The sequence below is a fragment of the Alcaligenes faecalis genome (assembly GCF_041521385.1).
GTDB classification, from domain to species: Bacteria; Pseudomonadota; Gammaproteobacteria; order Burkholderiales; family Burkholderiaceae_B; genus Alcaligenes; species Alcaligenes faecalis_E.
In genome coordinates this window covers 192,403-206,459 of sequence record NZ_CP168006.1, presented here as the reverse complement: position 1 = coordinate 206,459, position 14,057 = coordinate 192,403, and the positions used below count along the sequence as shown (strand labels likewise).

The 14,057-nt window shown below is 55.9% G+C and carries 14 protein-coding genes; 13 read left to right on the top strand and 1 reads right to left on the bottom strand.

Annotated features, from left to right (window positions below):
* Positions 1-10 precede the first annotated feature (10 nt).
* On the top strand, positions 11-430 hold the full coding sequence (recX, locus tag ACDI13_RS00995; RefSeq protein WP_316990782.1) for a recombination regulator RecX: 420 nt from the start codon (positions 11-13) through the stop codon (positions 428-430).
* A 199-nt stretch (positions 431-629) separates the two neighbouring features.
* Here the strand turns inward: recX and ACDI13_RS00990 are convergent, their stop codons facing one another.
* Positions 630-1,550 (bottom strand): LysR substrate-binding domain-containing protein, encoded by a 921-nt coding sequence (locus ACDI13_RS00990; protein WP_372372606.1) that lies wholly within the window; start codon positions 1,548-1,550, stop codon positions 630-632.
* A 117-nt stretch (positions 1,551-1,667) separates the two neighbouring features.
* On the opposite strand from ACDI13_RS00990, the gene metE reads away from it, so the two are divergent.
* From metE to ACDI13_RS00930, 12 genes are all read left to right on the top strand, one after another.
* Positions 1,668-3,962, top strand: coding sequence for a 5-methyltetrahydropteroyltriglutamate--homocysteine S-methyltransferase (metE, locus tag ACDI13_RS00985; protein ID WP_316988686.1), 2,295 nt, complete (start codon positions 1,668-1,670; stop codon positions 3,960-3,962).
* Between the two features lie 272 nt (positions 3,963-4,234).
* Positions 4,235-4,813, top strand: coding sequence for a DUF2889 domain-containing protein (locus ACDI13_RS00980; protein ID WP_316988685.1), 579 nt, complete (start codon positions 4,235-4,237; stop codon positions 4,811-4,813).
* Between the two features lie 84 nt (positions 4,814-4,897).
* The gene (gene sucC / locus ACDI13_RS00975; RefSeq protein ID WP_042481113.1) at positions 4,898-6,058 is read left to right on the top strand and encodes an ADP-forming succinate--CoA ligase subunit beta; all 1,161 of its coding nucleotides are present in this window, start codon (positions 4,898-4,900) and stop codon (positions 6,056-6,058) included.
* 21 nt (positions 6,059-6,079) lie between these two features.
* Complete coding sequence (gene sucD / locus ACDI13_RS00970) at positions 6,080-6,961, top strand: succinate--CoA ligase subunit alpha (RefSeq protein WP_094196959.1); 882 nt, start codon at positions 6,080-6,082, stop codon at positions 6,959-6,961.
* A gap of 303 nt (positions 6,962-7,264) precedes the next feature.
* Complete coding sequence (locus ACDI13_RS00965; RefSeq protein ID WP_316988684.1) at positions 7,265-7,969, top strand: TerC family protein; 705 nt, start codon at positions 7,265-7,267, stop codon at positions 7,967-7,969.
* Between the two features lie 4 nt (positions 7,970-7,973).
* Positions 7,974-8,099, top strand: a complete 126-nt coding sequence (locus tag ACDI13_RS00960) for a hypothetical protein (RefSeq protein ID WP_003799533.1) — start codon at positions 7,974-7,976, stop codon at positions 8,097-8,099.
* Positions 8,096-9,058 (top strand): hydroxymethylbilane synthase, encoded by a 963-nt coding sequence (hemC, locus tag ACDI13_RS00955; RefSeq protein WP_316988683.1) that lies wholly within the window; start codon positions 8,096-8,098, stop codon positions 9,056-9,058. The genes ACDI13_RS00960 and hemC overlap by 4 nt, the downstream gene beginning before the upstream one ends.
* Positions 9,059-9,064: 6 nt before the next feature.
* A complete protein-coding gene (locus ACDI13_RS00950) occupies positions 9,065-9,865 on the top strand; it encodes a uroporphyrinogen-III synthase (protein WP_316988682.1) in 801 nt (266 codons plus the stop codon).
* 24 nt (positions 9,866-9,889) lie between these two features.
* A complete protein-coding gene (locus ACDI13_RS00945; RefSeq protein WP_316988681.1) occupies positions 9,890-11,248 on the top strand; it encodes a uroporphyrinogen-III C-methyltransferase in 1,359 nt (452 codons plus the stop codon).
* Between the two features lie 3 nt (positions 11,249-11,251).
* On the top strand, positions 11,252-12,757 hold the full coding sequence (locus ACDI13_RS00940; RefSeq protein ID WP_316988680.1) for a heme biosynthesis HemY N-terminal domain-containing protein: 1,506 nt from the start codon (positions 11,252-11,254) through the stop codon (positions 12,755-12,757).
* A gap of 28 nt (positions 12,758-12,785) precedes the next feature.
* Positions 12,786-13,322, top strand: coding sequence for an inorganic diphosphatase (gene ppa, locus ACDI13_RS00935; protein WP_316988679.1), 537 nt, complete (start codon positions 12,786-12,788; stop codon positions 13,320-13,322).
* Entirely contained in the window at positions 13,319-14,014 is a 696-nt protein-coding gene (locus ACDI13_RS00930; RefSeq protein WP_316988678.1) for a fumarylacetoacetate hydrolase family protein, read from the top strand. Before ppa ends, ACDI13_RS00930 begins: the two co-directional genes overlap by 4 nt.
* Positions 14,015-14,057 lie beyond the last annotated feature (43 nt).

Below are 14,057 nucleotides of genomic sequence, written 5' to 3'. Positions count from 1 at the left end.
AGCCAGAGCTTTGAACTTTTTATCCCGACGCGAATACTCGCGCCTGGAATTGGGTCGCCGATTGGCCCCTCATGCAGAAAGTGCTGAAGAAGTGGAAGCTTTGCTCGACGCCTTGGTCGAACAGAAATGGCTGTCCAACGAGCGTTTTGCGCATAGTGTGGTGAACCGCCGGGCCTCGCGTGTGGGCACCCGTGTCATTGTGCAAGAGCTGCGCCAGCATGGCGTGGATGTAGAACAGACCGAAATCATTAAAGAAGAATTAATGGCAACCGAGCTGGAGCGGGCTAAACACGTGTGGGGCAAGAAGTTCAGTGCGCCGCCAGATGATCCCCGCAGTTACGCCAAACAATATCGTTTCATGGCCAGTCGAGGTTTTTCGGGCCGTATCTTGCAGCAAATATTGGGTGATTGGGAAGACGATCCGGCTTGACGTTGTTGTTTCATCTGCAGTGCTTCGTTGGACGGCGATTCTTGGCGATACGCTGCCACCAAGAGAAAACGCAGGTTCATTCAAGTTGGCGTTTGGCCACACATACTTCCCCTTTCAAAAAGGCTGTGTAGGTCCAGGTGACGTAGTCATCGCATTTCTATAGCAGCTCAGGTGTTTCACCGTGCTCTTGTTAACTAGATCAAGGTTGTGCAGCCACAATTCCTTGCAGGCTTTTGAAGCAGGTCTCGCGTGCCTGTGCCAAAAAGGCCTGCACATAATCCGCCTGTAAATCCTCACTGCGTACGGTGGCGTACAGCGTGCGCCAGATGCCGTGTTCTCCCAAGCGGCAAGTGCGAATGGAAGCCGGGTTCAGAAACTCCGTCAAAGCCCAGTTCGGCAAAGCCGTCACGCCGCGTTGGCTGGCGACCAGTTGCACGATCATGGGCGTCAGTTCGGCCTGCCGAATAGCGGCGGGTTCTACATCGGCAGGCGTCAGGAACTGCGTGAAAATATCCAGGCGATTGCGTTCCACCGGGTAGGTGATGAGGACCTGATCCGTCAATTGGAAAGGTTCGACGTAGCGGTATTGCGACAAGGGGTGCTGGTTGGAGACAGCCAGCACCAGCTCATAGCGAAACAGGGGCTCGTAGTGGACGGCGGGATTGTCCTGTGGGTCCGACGTAATCACCACATCCAGATCCCCTCGCATCAAGGCGGGCAAGGGTGCAAAAGAAAACGCCGCACTCAAGTCCAGCGTGACATCAGGCCATTGCTGCCTGAATGCGTCCAGCGCGGGCATCAACCATTGAAAGCAGGAATGGCAATCAATCGCCACATGCAGACGCCCCGTACGTCCGGCGGCAAGCCGTTGCAGGTCACGTTCGGTAGCACGCACACGCGGCAAGATGTCATCGGCCAGAACCAGAATGCGCAAGGCAGCCGTGGTCAGGCGGGCAGGGCGGGTTCGCCGGTTCAGCAATTGCACTTGCAGCCGCACTTCCAGATCGCGTAGCTGGTGGGAGAGGGCGGACTGCGTGACATGCAGGCGCTCGGCGGCTTCCTGCAAGCTGCCACTGTCCCGAATGGCGCTCAGAGTCTCTAGATGACGAATTTCAAGCATATTGAGGAAAACTCATAATTAGCATGGTGTATTTGATTTTTTTTCAAGTAATTGTACAGGCACAATGGTTCCCCAGCGCCTGATAAGGGCCTCCTATTTCTAATTTATGGGCTTACTATGACTATTATTCATAATCTGGGTTTCCCCCGTATGGGTGAGCAGCGCGAATTGAAGCGCGCTTTGGAAGCCTATTGGGCCGGTCAGCTAAGCCAGCAAGATCTATTGGATACAGGCAAAGCTCTACGCGCCCGGCATTGGGATTTGCAAAGCAAGGCTGGCCTGGACACCGTGCCTGTGGGTGACTTTGCCTGGTATGACCAGATTTTGGAGTGGAGCACCTTGCTGGGGGCCGTTCCCGCCCGGTTCGGCCAGGCCGACAATGCGCCCGTATCTTTGGATACCTTGTTTCGCATGGCGCGTGGCCGTGCGCCTAGCGGTAGGCCGGCTGCCGCTTGTGAAATGACCAAGTGGTTCGATACGAATTACCACTACATCGTCCCTGAGTTCACGCCCGGCCAAAGCTTCCGGATTGCCCGTGAATGCTTGTTTGAGCAGGTTGATGAAGCCCAGGCTTTGGGACACAAGGTCAAGCCTGTCATTCCCGGCCCGCTGACCTGGTTGTGGCTGGGCAAGGGCGACGCGTATGAAGGGCTGGCTGATGTGGGCAAGCTCGCTTTGCTGGATGCCTTGTTGCCCGTTTATGAACAAGTGCTGGCCCGCTTCAAAACCCAGGGTGTGGAGTGGGTGCAGATTGATGAGCCTATTCTGGTTCTGGATTTGCCTCAAGCGTGGCAAGACGCCTTCCGTCGTGCCTATCAAGCTCTGAATCAATCTGGCTTGAAGCTGCTGCTGGCGACCTATTTTGATGATTTGCACGAAAACGTCGTGATATTGGAAGACTTGCCCATTGCGGGCGTGCATGTGGACGCTGTGCGCGCACCGGCTGCTTTACAGGCGGTGCAAGCGGTATTGGGGCAGGACCAGGTGCTGTCTGCCGGTGTCATCTCGGGGCGTGATATTTGGCGTACCGATCTGGAAAAAACACTTCACACCCTGGAGCCCTTGAAAGCAGCGTTGGGCGAGCGATTGTGGATTGCGCCATCCTGCTCGCTCCTGCATGTGCCCGTGGATGTGCACAGTGAAACCGGCCTGGATGCGGAGTTAAAGAGCTGGCTGTCTTTTGCCGTGCAGAAATTGGACGAATTGAAGCTCTTGCAAGGATTGCTGGATGGCACCCTGGATGAGGCGGGGCAGCAGGCGGTTCAAGCGCAACAAGCTGCGTTGAAAGCGCGCCGTGAGTCCAAGCGCACACGCAATCCTGCCGTACAAGCTCAGATGGCCAACATTGACCAGCTCAAGCGTCAACGTACACCATTTGCCCAGCGTATTCAGGCCCAGCGCAACAAGCTGAATTTGCCTGCTTTTCCCACCACCACGATTGGCTCGTTCCCCCAGACCACGGACATTCGTACCGCCCGGCGCAATTGGCGTGGCGGTGCTCTCAGTGATGCGGCTTATGAAAAAGCCATGCAAGCTGAAATCGAGCAGGTCATCCGTTTTCAGGAACGCGTTGGACTGGATGTTCTGGTACATGGTGAGGCCGAACGCAACGATATGGTGGAGTATTTTGGTGAGCTGCTGGGCGGTTTTGCCTTTACACAAAATGGCTGGGTGCAAAGCTACGGTTCACGTTGTGTGAAGCCGCCGATTATCTTTGGTGATGTGTTGCGTTTGGCACCCATGAGCGTCGCCTGGTCTTCCTATGCCCAGTCCTTGACCGAACGACCCGTCAAAGGCATGCTGACCGGCCCAGTGACGATGCTGCAATGGTCTTTTGTTCGTGACGACCAGCCGCGTGTGGATACCTGCCGTCAGTTGGCCTTGGCGCTGCGGGACGAGGTCTCCGATCTGGAGCAGGCAGGGATTCGTGTCATTCAACTGGATGAACCGGCCTTTCGCGAAGGCTTGCCGCTACGTCAAGGCGACTGGCAGGCGTATCTGGATTGGGCGGTGGATTGTTTTCGCCTGTCCACCAGCGCCGTGTCGGATGAAACGCAGATCCACACGCATATGTGTTATTCGGAGTTCAACGACATCATGCAGTCCATCGCGGATATGGACGCCGATGTAATCACGATCGAAACCTCGCGTTCCAATATGCTCTTGCTGGATGCCTTCAAGAGCTTTGAGTATCCCAATCAGATTGGTCCTGGGGTCTACGATATTCACTCTCCCAATGTGCCCGACAAGGACTGGATGGTGCGATTGATGGGAGAGGCCGCCAAGCGCCTGCCCGCCGACCGTTTGTGGGTAAATCCGGACTGCGGTTTGAAGACACGGGGCTGGGCTGAAACCGAAGCTTCCTTGCTGGCTATGGTGGATGCAGCCAAAGCATTGCGGGCGACTGTCTGAGTTAGTGCAGGCATGAAATAAACCGCCTGAATGGAATGTCAGGGCAGGGCGTGTCCCACCTTGTTGCTGGATTTTCCAGGCAGAACGAAAACGACCACCTGACGGGCGGTCGTTTTTTTCAAGCAAATTTGGTATACCGTAGTATCGATGCCGCGTAGACCCTGTGTTTTGCCCGCTTTGGATGCGCTTGCTGATTATGTAAGTGGCTGATACGGAACATACGAGGTGCGTTATACTTGATCGGTTTCAATCTTGCCGCCTCGTCCATATCAATGCCTTTACCCCCGCCGTCCGTCGCCCGTGAACCCATGCATACACGTACCATCACGGTACAGTCGTTTGCACGGGAAGATGGCCTCTGGGATCTGGAGGCCTCGCTGTTGGATGTGAAGTCCTATGACTTTCCCATACGCAACGGTCAAACCCATAAGGCAGGCGATCCCGTGCATTTAATGCATCTGCGTATCACTATAGATAGCAGCTTTGAGATTGTGGATGCGGTGGCGGTCTACGATGCGGCCCCTTACCAGGACAATTGTTCGTCGATTTCGGATGCTTACCGGAAATTGATAGGCCTGAATTTGCTCAAGCAGTTTCGTCAGGGCGTTAAAGAGCGTTTTGGGCGCTCGGCTGGCTGTACGCACATGAGCGAGTTGGCGCAGGTTTTGCCAACCACCGCGGTACAGACCATGGCCGGACGACGTCGCAGCAGTGGGGAATCAGAAATCTATCGCACCGATAAGCAGCCTTTCCATCTGGATGGCTGTCATGCCTTGCGTTTGAGCGGTCCCGTGGTTGAGGAGTTTTATCCTGTCTGGTATCGACCCAAAGTCACCGACGGGATGGATTAGTTTTTTGTTTTAGTCAGGTCTCGGGCTCAGGCCTTGGGTTCCTGCCTTCTTTTTTTATTGTGTTTTTAGACTGACAGGTATCACATGAAAATTCACGAATATCAGGGCAAAGCACTGCTTAAGCAGTTTGGCGTTGCCGTGCCACGCGGAATTCCTGCCTTCTCCGTCGATGAAGCGGTTGCAGCTGCGCAGGAGCTGGGTGGCTCTGTGTGGGTTGTCAAAGCCCAGATTCACGCCGGTGGCCGTGGCAAGGGCGGTGGCGTCAAGCTGGCTCGCTCGATGGACGAAGTGCGTCAACTGGCCTCGGAAATCCTGGGCATGCAGCTGATCACTCACCAAACTGGTCCTGAAGGCCAGAAAGTGGGTCGCTTGCTGATCGAGGAAGGCGCGGACATCAAGAAGGAATACTACGTCGGTATCGTGACCGACCGTGCGACCCAGCGCGTGGCCGTGATGGCTTCCAGCGAAGGCGGCATGGAAATTGAAGAAGTGGCCGAGCGTGACCCTGATGCCATTCTGAAAGAATTCGTGGACCCAGCCCTGGGCCTGACCAACGAGCAAGCCACCAAGCTGGCTCGCGGTATTGGCGTTCCTGACGCTTCCATCGAGAAAGCCGTTGCGGAATTCCAGAAGCTGTACAAGTGCTACACCGAAACCGACGCTGAACTGGCCGAGATCAACCCTCTGATCCTGACCGGCTCGGGCGACATCATCGCTTTGGACGCCAAGTTCAACTTTGATGGCAACGCTTTGTTCCGTCACCCCGATATCGTGGCTTTCCGTGACCTGGCTGAAGAAGATCCTGCTGAAGTTGAAGCCAGCAAATACGATCTGGCCTACATTCAACTGGACGGCAACATCGGCTGCCTGGTGAACGGTGCTGGTCTGGCCATGGCAACCATGGACACCATCAAGCTGTTTGGCGGTGAGCCTGCCAACTTCCTGGACGTGGGCGGTGGCGCTACGGCCGAAAAAGTGACTGAAGCCTTCAAGATCATGTTGGCCAACAAGGGCGTCAAAGCCATTCTGGTTAACATCTTCGGCGGCATCATGCGCTGCGACGTGATCGCTGAAGGCGTGATCGCTGCTTGCAAGGCCGTCAACCTGAACGTGCCTCTGGTGGTACGCATGAAGGGTACCAACGAAGAGCTGGGCAAGAAAATGCTGGCCGATTCCGGTCTGCCCATCATCAGTGCTGACACCATGGCCGAAGCGGCGACTGCTGTTGTCGCTGCCGCCAAGTAAGAAAAGGTTGAGGATTAGCAAATGTCGATTCTGATCAATAAAGACACTAAAGTCATCACGCAAGGGATCACCGGTAAGACCGGCCAGTTCCATACCCGCATGTGCCGTGAATACGGTAACGGCATGGAAGCCTTTGTGGCTGGCGTGAACCCCAAGCGTGCTGGTGAGGATTTCGAAGGTGTACCTATTTACGCCTCCGTGTCCGACGCCAAAGCTGAAACTGGCGCAACCGTGTCGGTTATCTACGTTCCACCCGCAGGTGCTGCGGCTGCCATCTGGGAAGCGGTTGAAGCTGACCTGGATCTGGTTATCTGCATTACCGAAGGCATCCCTGTCCGTGACATGCTGGAAGTTCGCAACCGCATGCGCGCTGAAAACCGCAAAACCTTGCTGTTGGGCCCGAACTGCCCCGGTCTGATCACTCCTGACGAGCTGAAGATCGGTATCATGCCCGGCCACATTCATCGTAAGGGCCGCATCGGTGTGGTCAGCCGCTCCGGTACGCTGACATACGAAGCCGTTGCTCAAGTAACCGAACTGGGCCTGGGTCAATCCTCGGCTGTCGGTATCGGTGGCGACCCAATCAACGGTCTGAAGCACATCGACGTGCTCAAGATGTTCAACGACGATCCTGATACCGATGCCGTTATCATGATTGGCGAGATCGGCGGTCCAGACGAAGTCAATGCGGCTTTGTGGGCTAAAGACAATATGACCAAGCCCGTTGTTGGCTTTATCGCTGGTGTGACAGCGCCTCCCGGAAAACGCATGGGTCACGCCGGTGCCCTGATCTCCGGTGGTGCCGACACGGCCGACGCCAAGCTGGAAGTGATGGAAGCTTGCGGTATTCGTACCACTCGCAACCCATCTGAAATGGGCAAGCTGCTCAAAGCAGTGCTGTAAATAGTCGTACCAGGGCCCGCTTGTGAGCGGGCTCTTTGTCTGGCTGCCTAGAGCAGCCAGGCAAGATTGGCCAGCCGGTTTCGTCAAGAAAAACACCACAACCCGGCGCACTCCTTCCCGAATCTGGCCAGCCTGATCATGCTGAAACGAATCAAGTAAGAAAAAGAAGCCCTCATCGTGCGCAGGCTAGGACTAGTTTGCTGCTTTCAGGGGCATGGTTGTCTTGGGACGGCCCGGCGACAAAAAAAGAATAGTTGTCCAGCGGCCAGGAAGAGAGCTCATGTTGAGCGACACGGGAACGAAATGATTGAATTTCTCCAAACCCTGCATTGGGGTTCACTGTTTCAAATTGTACTGATTGATATTTTGCTCGGTGGCGACAATGCTGTCGTCATTGCACTTGCCTGTCGTAACTTGCCCAAGCAGCAGCGCATGCAAGGCATTTTGTGGGGGACCGCAGGCGCAATTATCCTGCGTGTGGTTCTGATTTTCTTTGCTCTGACCTTATTGGATCTGCCATTCCTGAAAGTGGTGGGCGGCCTTTTGCTTATGTGGATCGGCATCAAGCTGCTGATGCCCGACGATGATGCACACGGCAATATCCAAGGGGGCGGAACGATCTGGGCGGCTGTCAAAACCATTATCATCGCGGACTTCGTGATGAGCCTGGATAACGTGATTGCCATTGCGGGTGCCGCGCAGAATGCGCACCTGGACCACCAATTGGGCTACGTGATCTTTGGTTTATTGTTAAGTGTCCCCATTATTGTCTGGGGTAGCACCCTGGTTCTGAGACTGATCGACCGTTTCCCTATTGTTGTCACCCTGGGTGGTGCCTTGCTGGGCTGGATTGCAGGTGGCATGCTGGTCACGGACAAGATTGTGGAAAATCAATTTGGTGTGCAGCCCCAGCCTGTTAAACTCGGGGTCGAGATTGTTTGTGCCTTATTCGTGGTGGTGCTGGGCAAGTGGCTGGCGCACCGTAAAGGTTCTACCAAGGAAGCTTAGTTCTATGGCAATTTTTAAATCCTCCGACGCCAAAGGTCAGGAAAGCGGTTTGTCCCTGCTGCAAGGCTTAGGGATCCTGGCCATTATCGGTATTGTTGCTGCCGCTATCGTACGTTACTTCGCTGCATGACCGCTGTGGCTTCTACTCCTCAGGAATTGGTGATTGCCACTCGTGCCAGCCAACTGGCCTTGTGGCAAGCCAAGCATGTTCGCGACCGTCTGCAGCAGTTATACCCACAGTGCAAGGTGTCCTTGCTGGAGATGACCACCCGTGGTGATCAGATTCTGGATCGTACGCTGTCCAAAGTGGGTGGCAAGGGCCTGTTTGTCAAAGAGCTGGAAACCGCCTTGCTCGATGGCCGAGCCCATCTGGCCGTGCACTCCCTGAAAGACGTGCCGGTGGTGTTGCCCGAGTCCTTTGATCTGCCCATCATCATGGAACGGGACGATCCGCGCGACGCATTTGTGTCCAACACGTATCCCAATCTGGCGGCTCTACCTGCGGGTGCCATCGTAGGCACCTCCAGCTTGCGCCGTGAGTCCCAGATTCGTGAACGCTATCCGCATCTGGACATTCGTCCGCTGCGCGGCAATGTACAGACTCGTTTGTCCAAGCTGGATCGGGGCGATTACGACGCCATTATTCTGGCGTCGGCCGGTTTGTGCCGCCTGGAACTGGCCGAGCGTATCCGCGATTACATCTCGATTGAAGACAGCTTGCCTGCCGCCGGGCAGGGTGCTTTGGGGATTGAGATCTTGAAGACCCGCAAGGATGTGGCGCAATGGCTGGTGCCCTTGGCTCACGATACCAGCCATGTCTGCGCGCTGGCTGAACGTGCCGTATCCCGCTCCTTGGGTGGTTCTTGCCAAGTGCCCTTGGCCGCCTATGCCACTTTGGATGGCGAGCAACTCAACTTGAGCGGTCTGGTCGCCGAGCCAGATGGGTCTACGGTTTACCGTGCTCAGATCAGTGGTCCGGCACAGCAGGCAGAAGCCCTGGGCCTGTCTCTGGCAGAGGATTTGAAGCAGCAAGGAGCCCAGGCTATCTTGGATCGCTTGCTGACGGAACAGCCGCCAGAAGGTGAATAAAGCGGCATGAATCTGCCCACGGCATTACTGACCCGCCCAGCGGGACGGAACGAAACCCTGTCGGCTGCTTTGGCTGCGCAGGGTTTTTCTTCCTTGGTCCTGCCTGCCTTGAGCCTGGAAGCTCAGCCGTTGTCAGAGGCTCAGTGGCAGGCCCCTGAGCATTTTGATCTTGTGCTCTTTGTCAGCAGCAGCGCGGTTAATTTCTATTTCTCTGCCTTGCAGGAACGCGGCCAGACGTGGCCTGCCAGCGTTTTTCTGGCGGCTGTGGGTTTGGCAACGGCCGCTTGCTTGCGTGCGCAGGTAGGTGTGGCCCAGGATAAGGTGCTGCACCCGGAAGGCTCGGATTCCCTGCAGGACTCCGAAGCCTTGTGGACGGTGCTGGAGCCGCGGCTCGGGCAGTTGCAGCGGGTATTGATTGTGCGCGGCCATAATGGCCGTGAATGGTTGGGGCAGCGTCTGGAAAGTCATGGCGTAGATGTTCAGCGACTGGCGATCTATCAGCGCAATGCCGCGCAGTGGAGTCCGGAGCAAGGCCGTCAAATTCGTGACAGTTTGCAGGCCGGGCCTTTGGCCGTATTACTCAGCAGTTCCCAAAGTGCCGATGCTGTTTTTGCCAATGTGCAAAGACTGGGTTTACAGGACGTTTGGGCGCAATGCGCCTATGTCGTCATTCATCCGCGTATTGAAGAACATTTACAGTCCTTATTGTTGCGGGCTGGAATCGCAACGCCACCAATGGTAAAAAGGTGTACGCCAGACGATGATGACATTGTCGCTGCCTTGATGGCGGTGCTCTCGCGCGATTAGCCTCACACGGATTACAATCTTGCCATGAACGATAAAACAGAGAACGCATCCGCAAGCGAACCGGAGACTCCGATTTCCAGCCCAGCCAGTACAACGGCTTCTCGTCCGTACTCCGAACCCAAAGACAGCATCACTGCGCCGCAAAAGCGTAAAGGTAGTGCGGGTCCGGCTTATGTCATGACGGCGGTTGTGGTGGTGCTGGCCGCTGCCGGCTTGTGGTACCAGAATTCATTGCTGGAAAAACACAAGGCTGAGCTGCAAGCCCAGTTGGCAACCAATATCAACACCACAGAGCAGGCGCGTCAAACCGCCCAACAGGCCTTGGCATTGGCACAGCGGCAATCCGACAAGCTTGCCCTGCTGGAAAAATCCTTTAACGATTCCACCGAGCAGTTTCATGATCTGAGCCAAGCCTTCCAGACCATGACGGACAGTGGTTCGGAACTGGTGTTGTTGAACGATATTGATCACCTGACCACGATAGCGCAGCAACAACTGATGCTGGGTGGCAATGTAGCCAATGCTATTGTTTCTCTGGAGGCTGCCCAGGCGCAGTTGGCGCGTGCCAATCGTGTGGGTCTGGCGTCCTTGCAACAGACACTGAATGGTGATCTGGAGCGTTTGCGTGCGGCGGCCACAGTGGATGTGGCTTCTTTGTCGCGCCAGTTGGACACCTTGTCGCGTTATGTCTCGGAGGCCCCTTTGCTGGTGCCCGATGACGTTGCTGGTGGTGCGAGTGCCGAGGCTCTGGACTTGGCGTCCGAGGCGGCTGCACCGGCTGATGTGCCTGCCGACGCCCCGTGGTGGGAGCGCAGTTGGAATACGTTGGAACAGTGGGGGAGCAGCGCCTGGAATTCTGTTACCCACGATCTGGGTCAGTTTGTCTCCATCCGGCGGGTAGATGATGCCGCCGCCTTGCTGATGTCGCCCGATCAGGCCGCCCGTCTACGTGAAAACCTGCGTCTACGCATTATGGCCGCACAATTGGCCATGATGATGAACCAGTCTGCTGTCTGGCAGACTGAGCTCAATGCGGTGGCGACCGCCCTGGAAAAACGTTTTGACACCCAGTCGAATCAAGTGCAACAAGCCTTGCGTCTGACCCGTCAATTGCAAGACACCCGGATTGGTGCACGTTTGCCCACTGTGAACAACACCTTGGCAGCCATTGAAAGCCTGCGTCAAGCCCAGGCCAGCCACGGTCGGAGCAACACCGACGAGACCACGACCGAGCCGGGCGACACTGGTCAAGTCCCGTCCGATCTTCCTCAATCCACAGAACCTGCCAGCCAGGAGGAGTCCGTTGCTCCTGCTGCCGAGCAGGCCGAGTCTGGTGCTACCGTTCAAACCGAGACGGCACAGCCCGCGCAGGCGCAGGGGTAAGGTATGCGTACTTGGTTTTGGACTCTTATCTTATTTATCGCTGCGGTCGCCTTGGCCTTGGTCTTGCGTGAGCACGCCGGTAATGTTTACTTGGTGACGCCGCATTATTTGGCACGTGCCTCCTTGACCTACGTGGTTCTGTGTACGCTGGGTCTATTCATCCTCTTGTATGTGCTGTTGCGTCTGCTGGCCTGGTTTGGTGGTGGCCCGGAGCGTTTTCGCCTGTGGCGTGGTCGGCGTGCTCAACGCCGAGATCAAGCCTTGTTGGAAACCGGCTGGATCAGCATTCTGGAAGGTCGCTACGAGCAAGCTGAAAAAGACATGATGAAGCTGATGAGCAAAACCCGCTCGCAGACCAGCAAAGTCGTGGCTGGTCTGGCAGCGGCTCGTGCCGCGCATTATCAAGGTCAGATTGCGCAACGTGATGAAGCATTGGCTGCTGCGCGTGCCGCCGCTGGCGACGATGCGCGCTTGAAAGAAGCCAGTGCCGTGGCCTCGGCCGAGTTGTACCTGGATCAGAATCGTACAGAAGAGGCCATCGAGCTATTGCAGGGTTTGCAGGACGCCAGTTCGCGCCATCTGCATGCCACTCGTTTATTGTTGCGCGCCTATCGTCAGCAAGGCAATGCCGAACGAGTTTACGAACTGACCCGTTTGCTGGTGCGTCGCAGTGGCATCGAGCGTCAAGAGGCGTTGAATCACATTGAATTTGCTGCTGCTGTTCGTTTGCGCGTGGGTGGTGTTGAGCAGTTCAAGGCTTTGTGGTCGGATCTGAAATCCGAAGAAAAAGTCTTGCCCGGCGTGGCACTGGAAGCTGCCTTGATTCAAGAGCATGAGGGTAATTACGAAGACGCTGGCCGTATTCTGGAACCTGCCATTACGGCCAGTTTCGATAGCCGTTTGCTTGAAGCTTATGCTCAGTGCCCGCCTGAATATGTGGGCCGTCGTTTAGCCAAGGCGGAAGAGTGGCTGCGTAGCCAGCCCAACAATCCGGTTTTGCTGTCCACCTTGGGCCATCTTTGCCTGACGAGCCAATTGTGGGGGCAGGGTGAGCACTACCTGCTTCGCAGCCTGAAAATCCAGGGCGATTTGCGCAATCACGCTTTGCTGGGCAATCTGTACGATAGTCTGGGTCGACACGACGAAGCTGTTTCCTACTGGCGCAAGGCGGCGTCCATGGCTGGTACTTTGCCGATTCTGGCGGTCAGCACGGCCTTGCCAGCGGCGGATACGCGTCATGACCCCAGTCATACAGATGCAGATAGTCTGCCATCGCAAAATGACGATGATCTGCCACATTACACCTATGCCGCCAGTGTCGTGGCCGAGGACCTGCCTGATCAAGGTCGTCCCTTGCCTGTCGTGGCCGAGCCTGTGCCTGCTGCTGTTTCGCCGTCGCAAGACAGCGTGAGCTCCTCTTCGGATCTGGATGATTACTTTGATACGGCTCCCATCCCCGGGGTCGATCTGTCTCAAACTTCGGACCGTCCTCGACGCTCCAACGATTAATTTCTTTTATTTTTAAAGGTTTGCAAGAATGAGCCTCGCCCAAATACCTGCTGGTAAAAACCTGCCCGACGAGATCAACGTAGTCATCGAAATTCCCATGAATTCGGATCCCGTCAAATACGAAGTTGACGAGAACGGCGTGGTTTTTGTGGACCGCTTTATGCTGACCGCGATGCACTACCCTTGCAACTACGGTTACGTGCCTCAAACCATCTCCGACGATGGTGACCCAGTTGACGTGCTGGTGATTGCTCCTTTCCCAATCCAGATCGGTGCCGTCATTCCTTGCCGTCCTATTGGCGTGCTGCATATGGACGACGAGGCAGGTGGTGATGCCAAATTGCTGGCGGTGCCTACCGACAAGCTGTACCCCCTGTACCGCAACGTGAAGTCGCCTGAAGATCTGCAGCCGGAAGAGCTGGAGCGCATCAAGCACTTTTTTGAGCACTACAAAGATATCGAAAAAGGCAAATGGGTGAAAGTGAAGGGATGGGAAGGCATCGAAGCGGCCAAGAAAGAACTGGTAGACGGTGCCAAGCGTTTTGCTGACGACCAGGCAAAATGAGTACCGTTATCCCCGCACCCGCCGTTGCAGCCCTGAACGTACAGGACAGTGAGCAGGTTTTTCCTGTACGCCGCATTTATTGCGTCGGCCGCAATTACGTTGAGCACGCACAGGAAATGGGTTTTACCGGCCGCGAAGATCCTTTCTTCTTCTGCAAGCCGGCAGATTCCATTTTGAATGTGCTGCCCGGTCAAGTTTGCGACATGCCGTATCCTTCGCGTACTCAGGATTTGCACCACGAGATTGAGCTCGTCGTGGCCTTGTCCAAGGGCGGACGTGATCTGACTGTGGAGCAGGCTGCTGAATGTGTGTGGGGATACGCGGTGGGTCTGGACATGACCCGCCGGGATTTGCAGACGCAAGCCAAAAAAGCTGGTCGTCCCTGGGAGGTGGGTAAAGCCTTTGACCATTCCGCACCGACCGGCCCTCTGGTGCCACGCAGTCGTATTGGTGAGCTGTCCCAAGGTGCCATCACCCTGGACGTCAACGGCGAGCGCCGCCAGACCGGCGATTTGAATCAGCTGATCTGGAATGTGGCTGAATCTATTGCGTATCTGTCGGGTCTGTTCGAGCTGGCACCAGGCGACCTCATTTTCACGGGAACGCCAGCCGGTGTGAGCTCGGTGGAACGTGGGGATGTGATGCACGGGGCGATTGACGGTCTTGGCAGCATAGACGTGCGTTTGGTCTAAGCCGTATTGGCTTGAAGAAAAAATCGCCTTCAGGCGCAATGCC

Bases quoted from the DNA above. Each gene is read 5' to 3' on its own strand.
- ACDI13_RS00945 (WP_316988681.1), top strand. From the start codon at position 9,890: ATGAACGATAAAACAGAGAACGCATCCGCAAGCGAACCGGAGACTCCG.
- sucD (WP_094196959.1), top strand. From the start codon at position 6,080: ATGTCGATTCTGATCAATAAAGACACTAAAGTCATCACGCAAGGGATC.
- ppa (WP_316988679.1), top strand. From the start codon at position 12,786: ATGAGCCTCGCCCAAATACCTGCTGGTAAAAACCTGCCCGACGAGATC.
- ACDI13_RS00990 (WP_372372606.1), bottom strand. From the start codon at position 1,550: ATGCTTGAAATTCGTCATCTAGAGACTCTGAGCGCCATTCGGGACAGT.
- ACDI13_RS00980 (WP_316988685.1), top strand. From the start codon at position 4,235: ATGCCTTTACCCCCGCCGTCCGTCGCCCGTGAACCCATGCATACACGT.
- hemC (WP_316988683.1), top strand. From the start codon at position 8,096: ATGACCGCTGTGGCTTCTACTCCTCAGGAATTGGTGATTGCCACTCGT.
- ACDI13_RS00950 (WP_316988682.1), top strand. From the start codon at position 9,065: ATGAATCTGCCCACGGCATTACTGACCCGCCCAGCGGGACGGAACGAA.
- metE (WP_316988686.1), top strand. From the start codon at position 1,668: ATGACTATTATTCATAATCTGGGTTTCCCCCGTATGGGTGAGCAGCGC.
- ACDI13_RS00940 (WP_316988680.1), top strand. From the start codon at position 11,252: ATGCGTACTTGGTTTTGGACTCTTATCTTATTTATCGCTGCGGTCGCC.
- sucC (WP_042481113.1), top strand. From the start codon at position 4,898: ATGAAAATTCACGAATATCAGGGCAAAGCACTGCTTAAGCAGTTTGGC.
- ACDI13_RS00960 (WP_003799533.1), top strand. From the start codon at position 7,974: ATGGCAATTTTTAAATCCTCCGACGCCAAAGGTCAGGAAAGCGGTTTG.
- ACDI13_RS00930 (WP_316988678.1), top strand. From the start codon at position 13,319: ATGAGTACCGTTATCCCCGCACCCGCCGTTGCAGCCCTGAACGTACAG.
- ACDI13_RS00965 (WP_316988684.1), top strand. From the start codon at position 7,265: ATGATTGAATTTCTCCAAACCCTGCATTGGGGTTCACTGTTTCAAATT.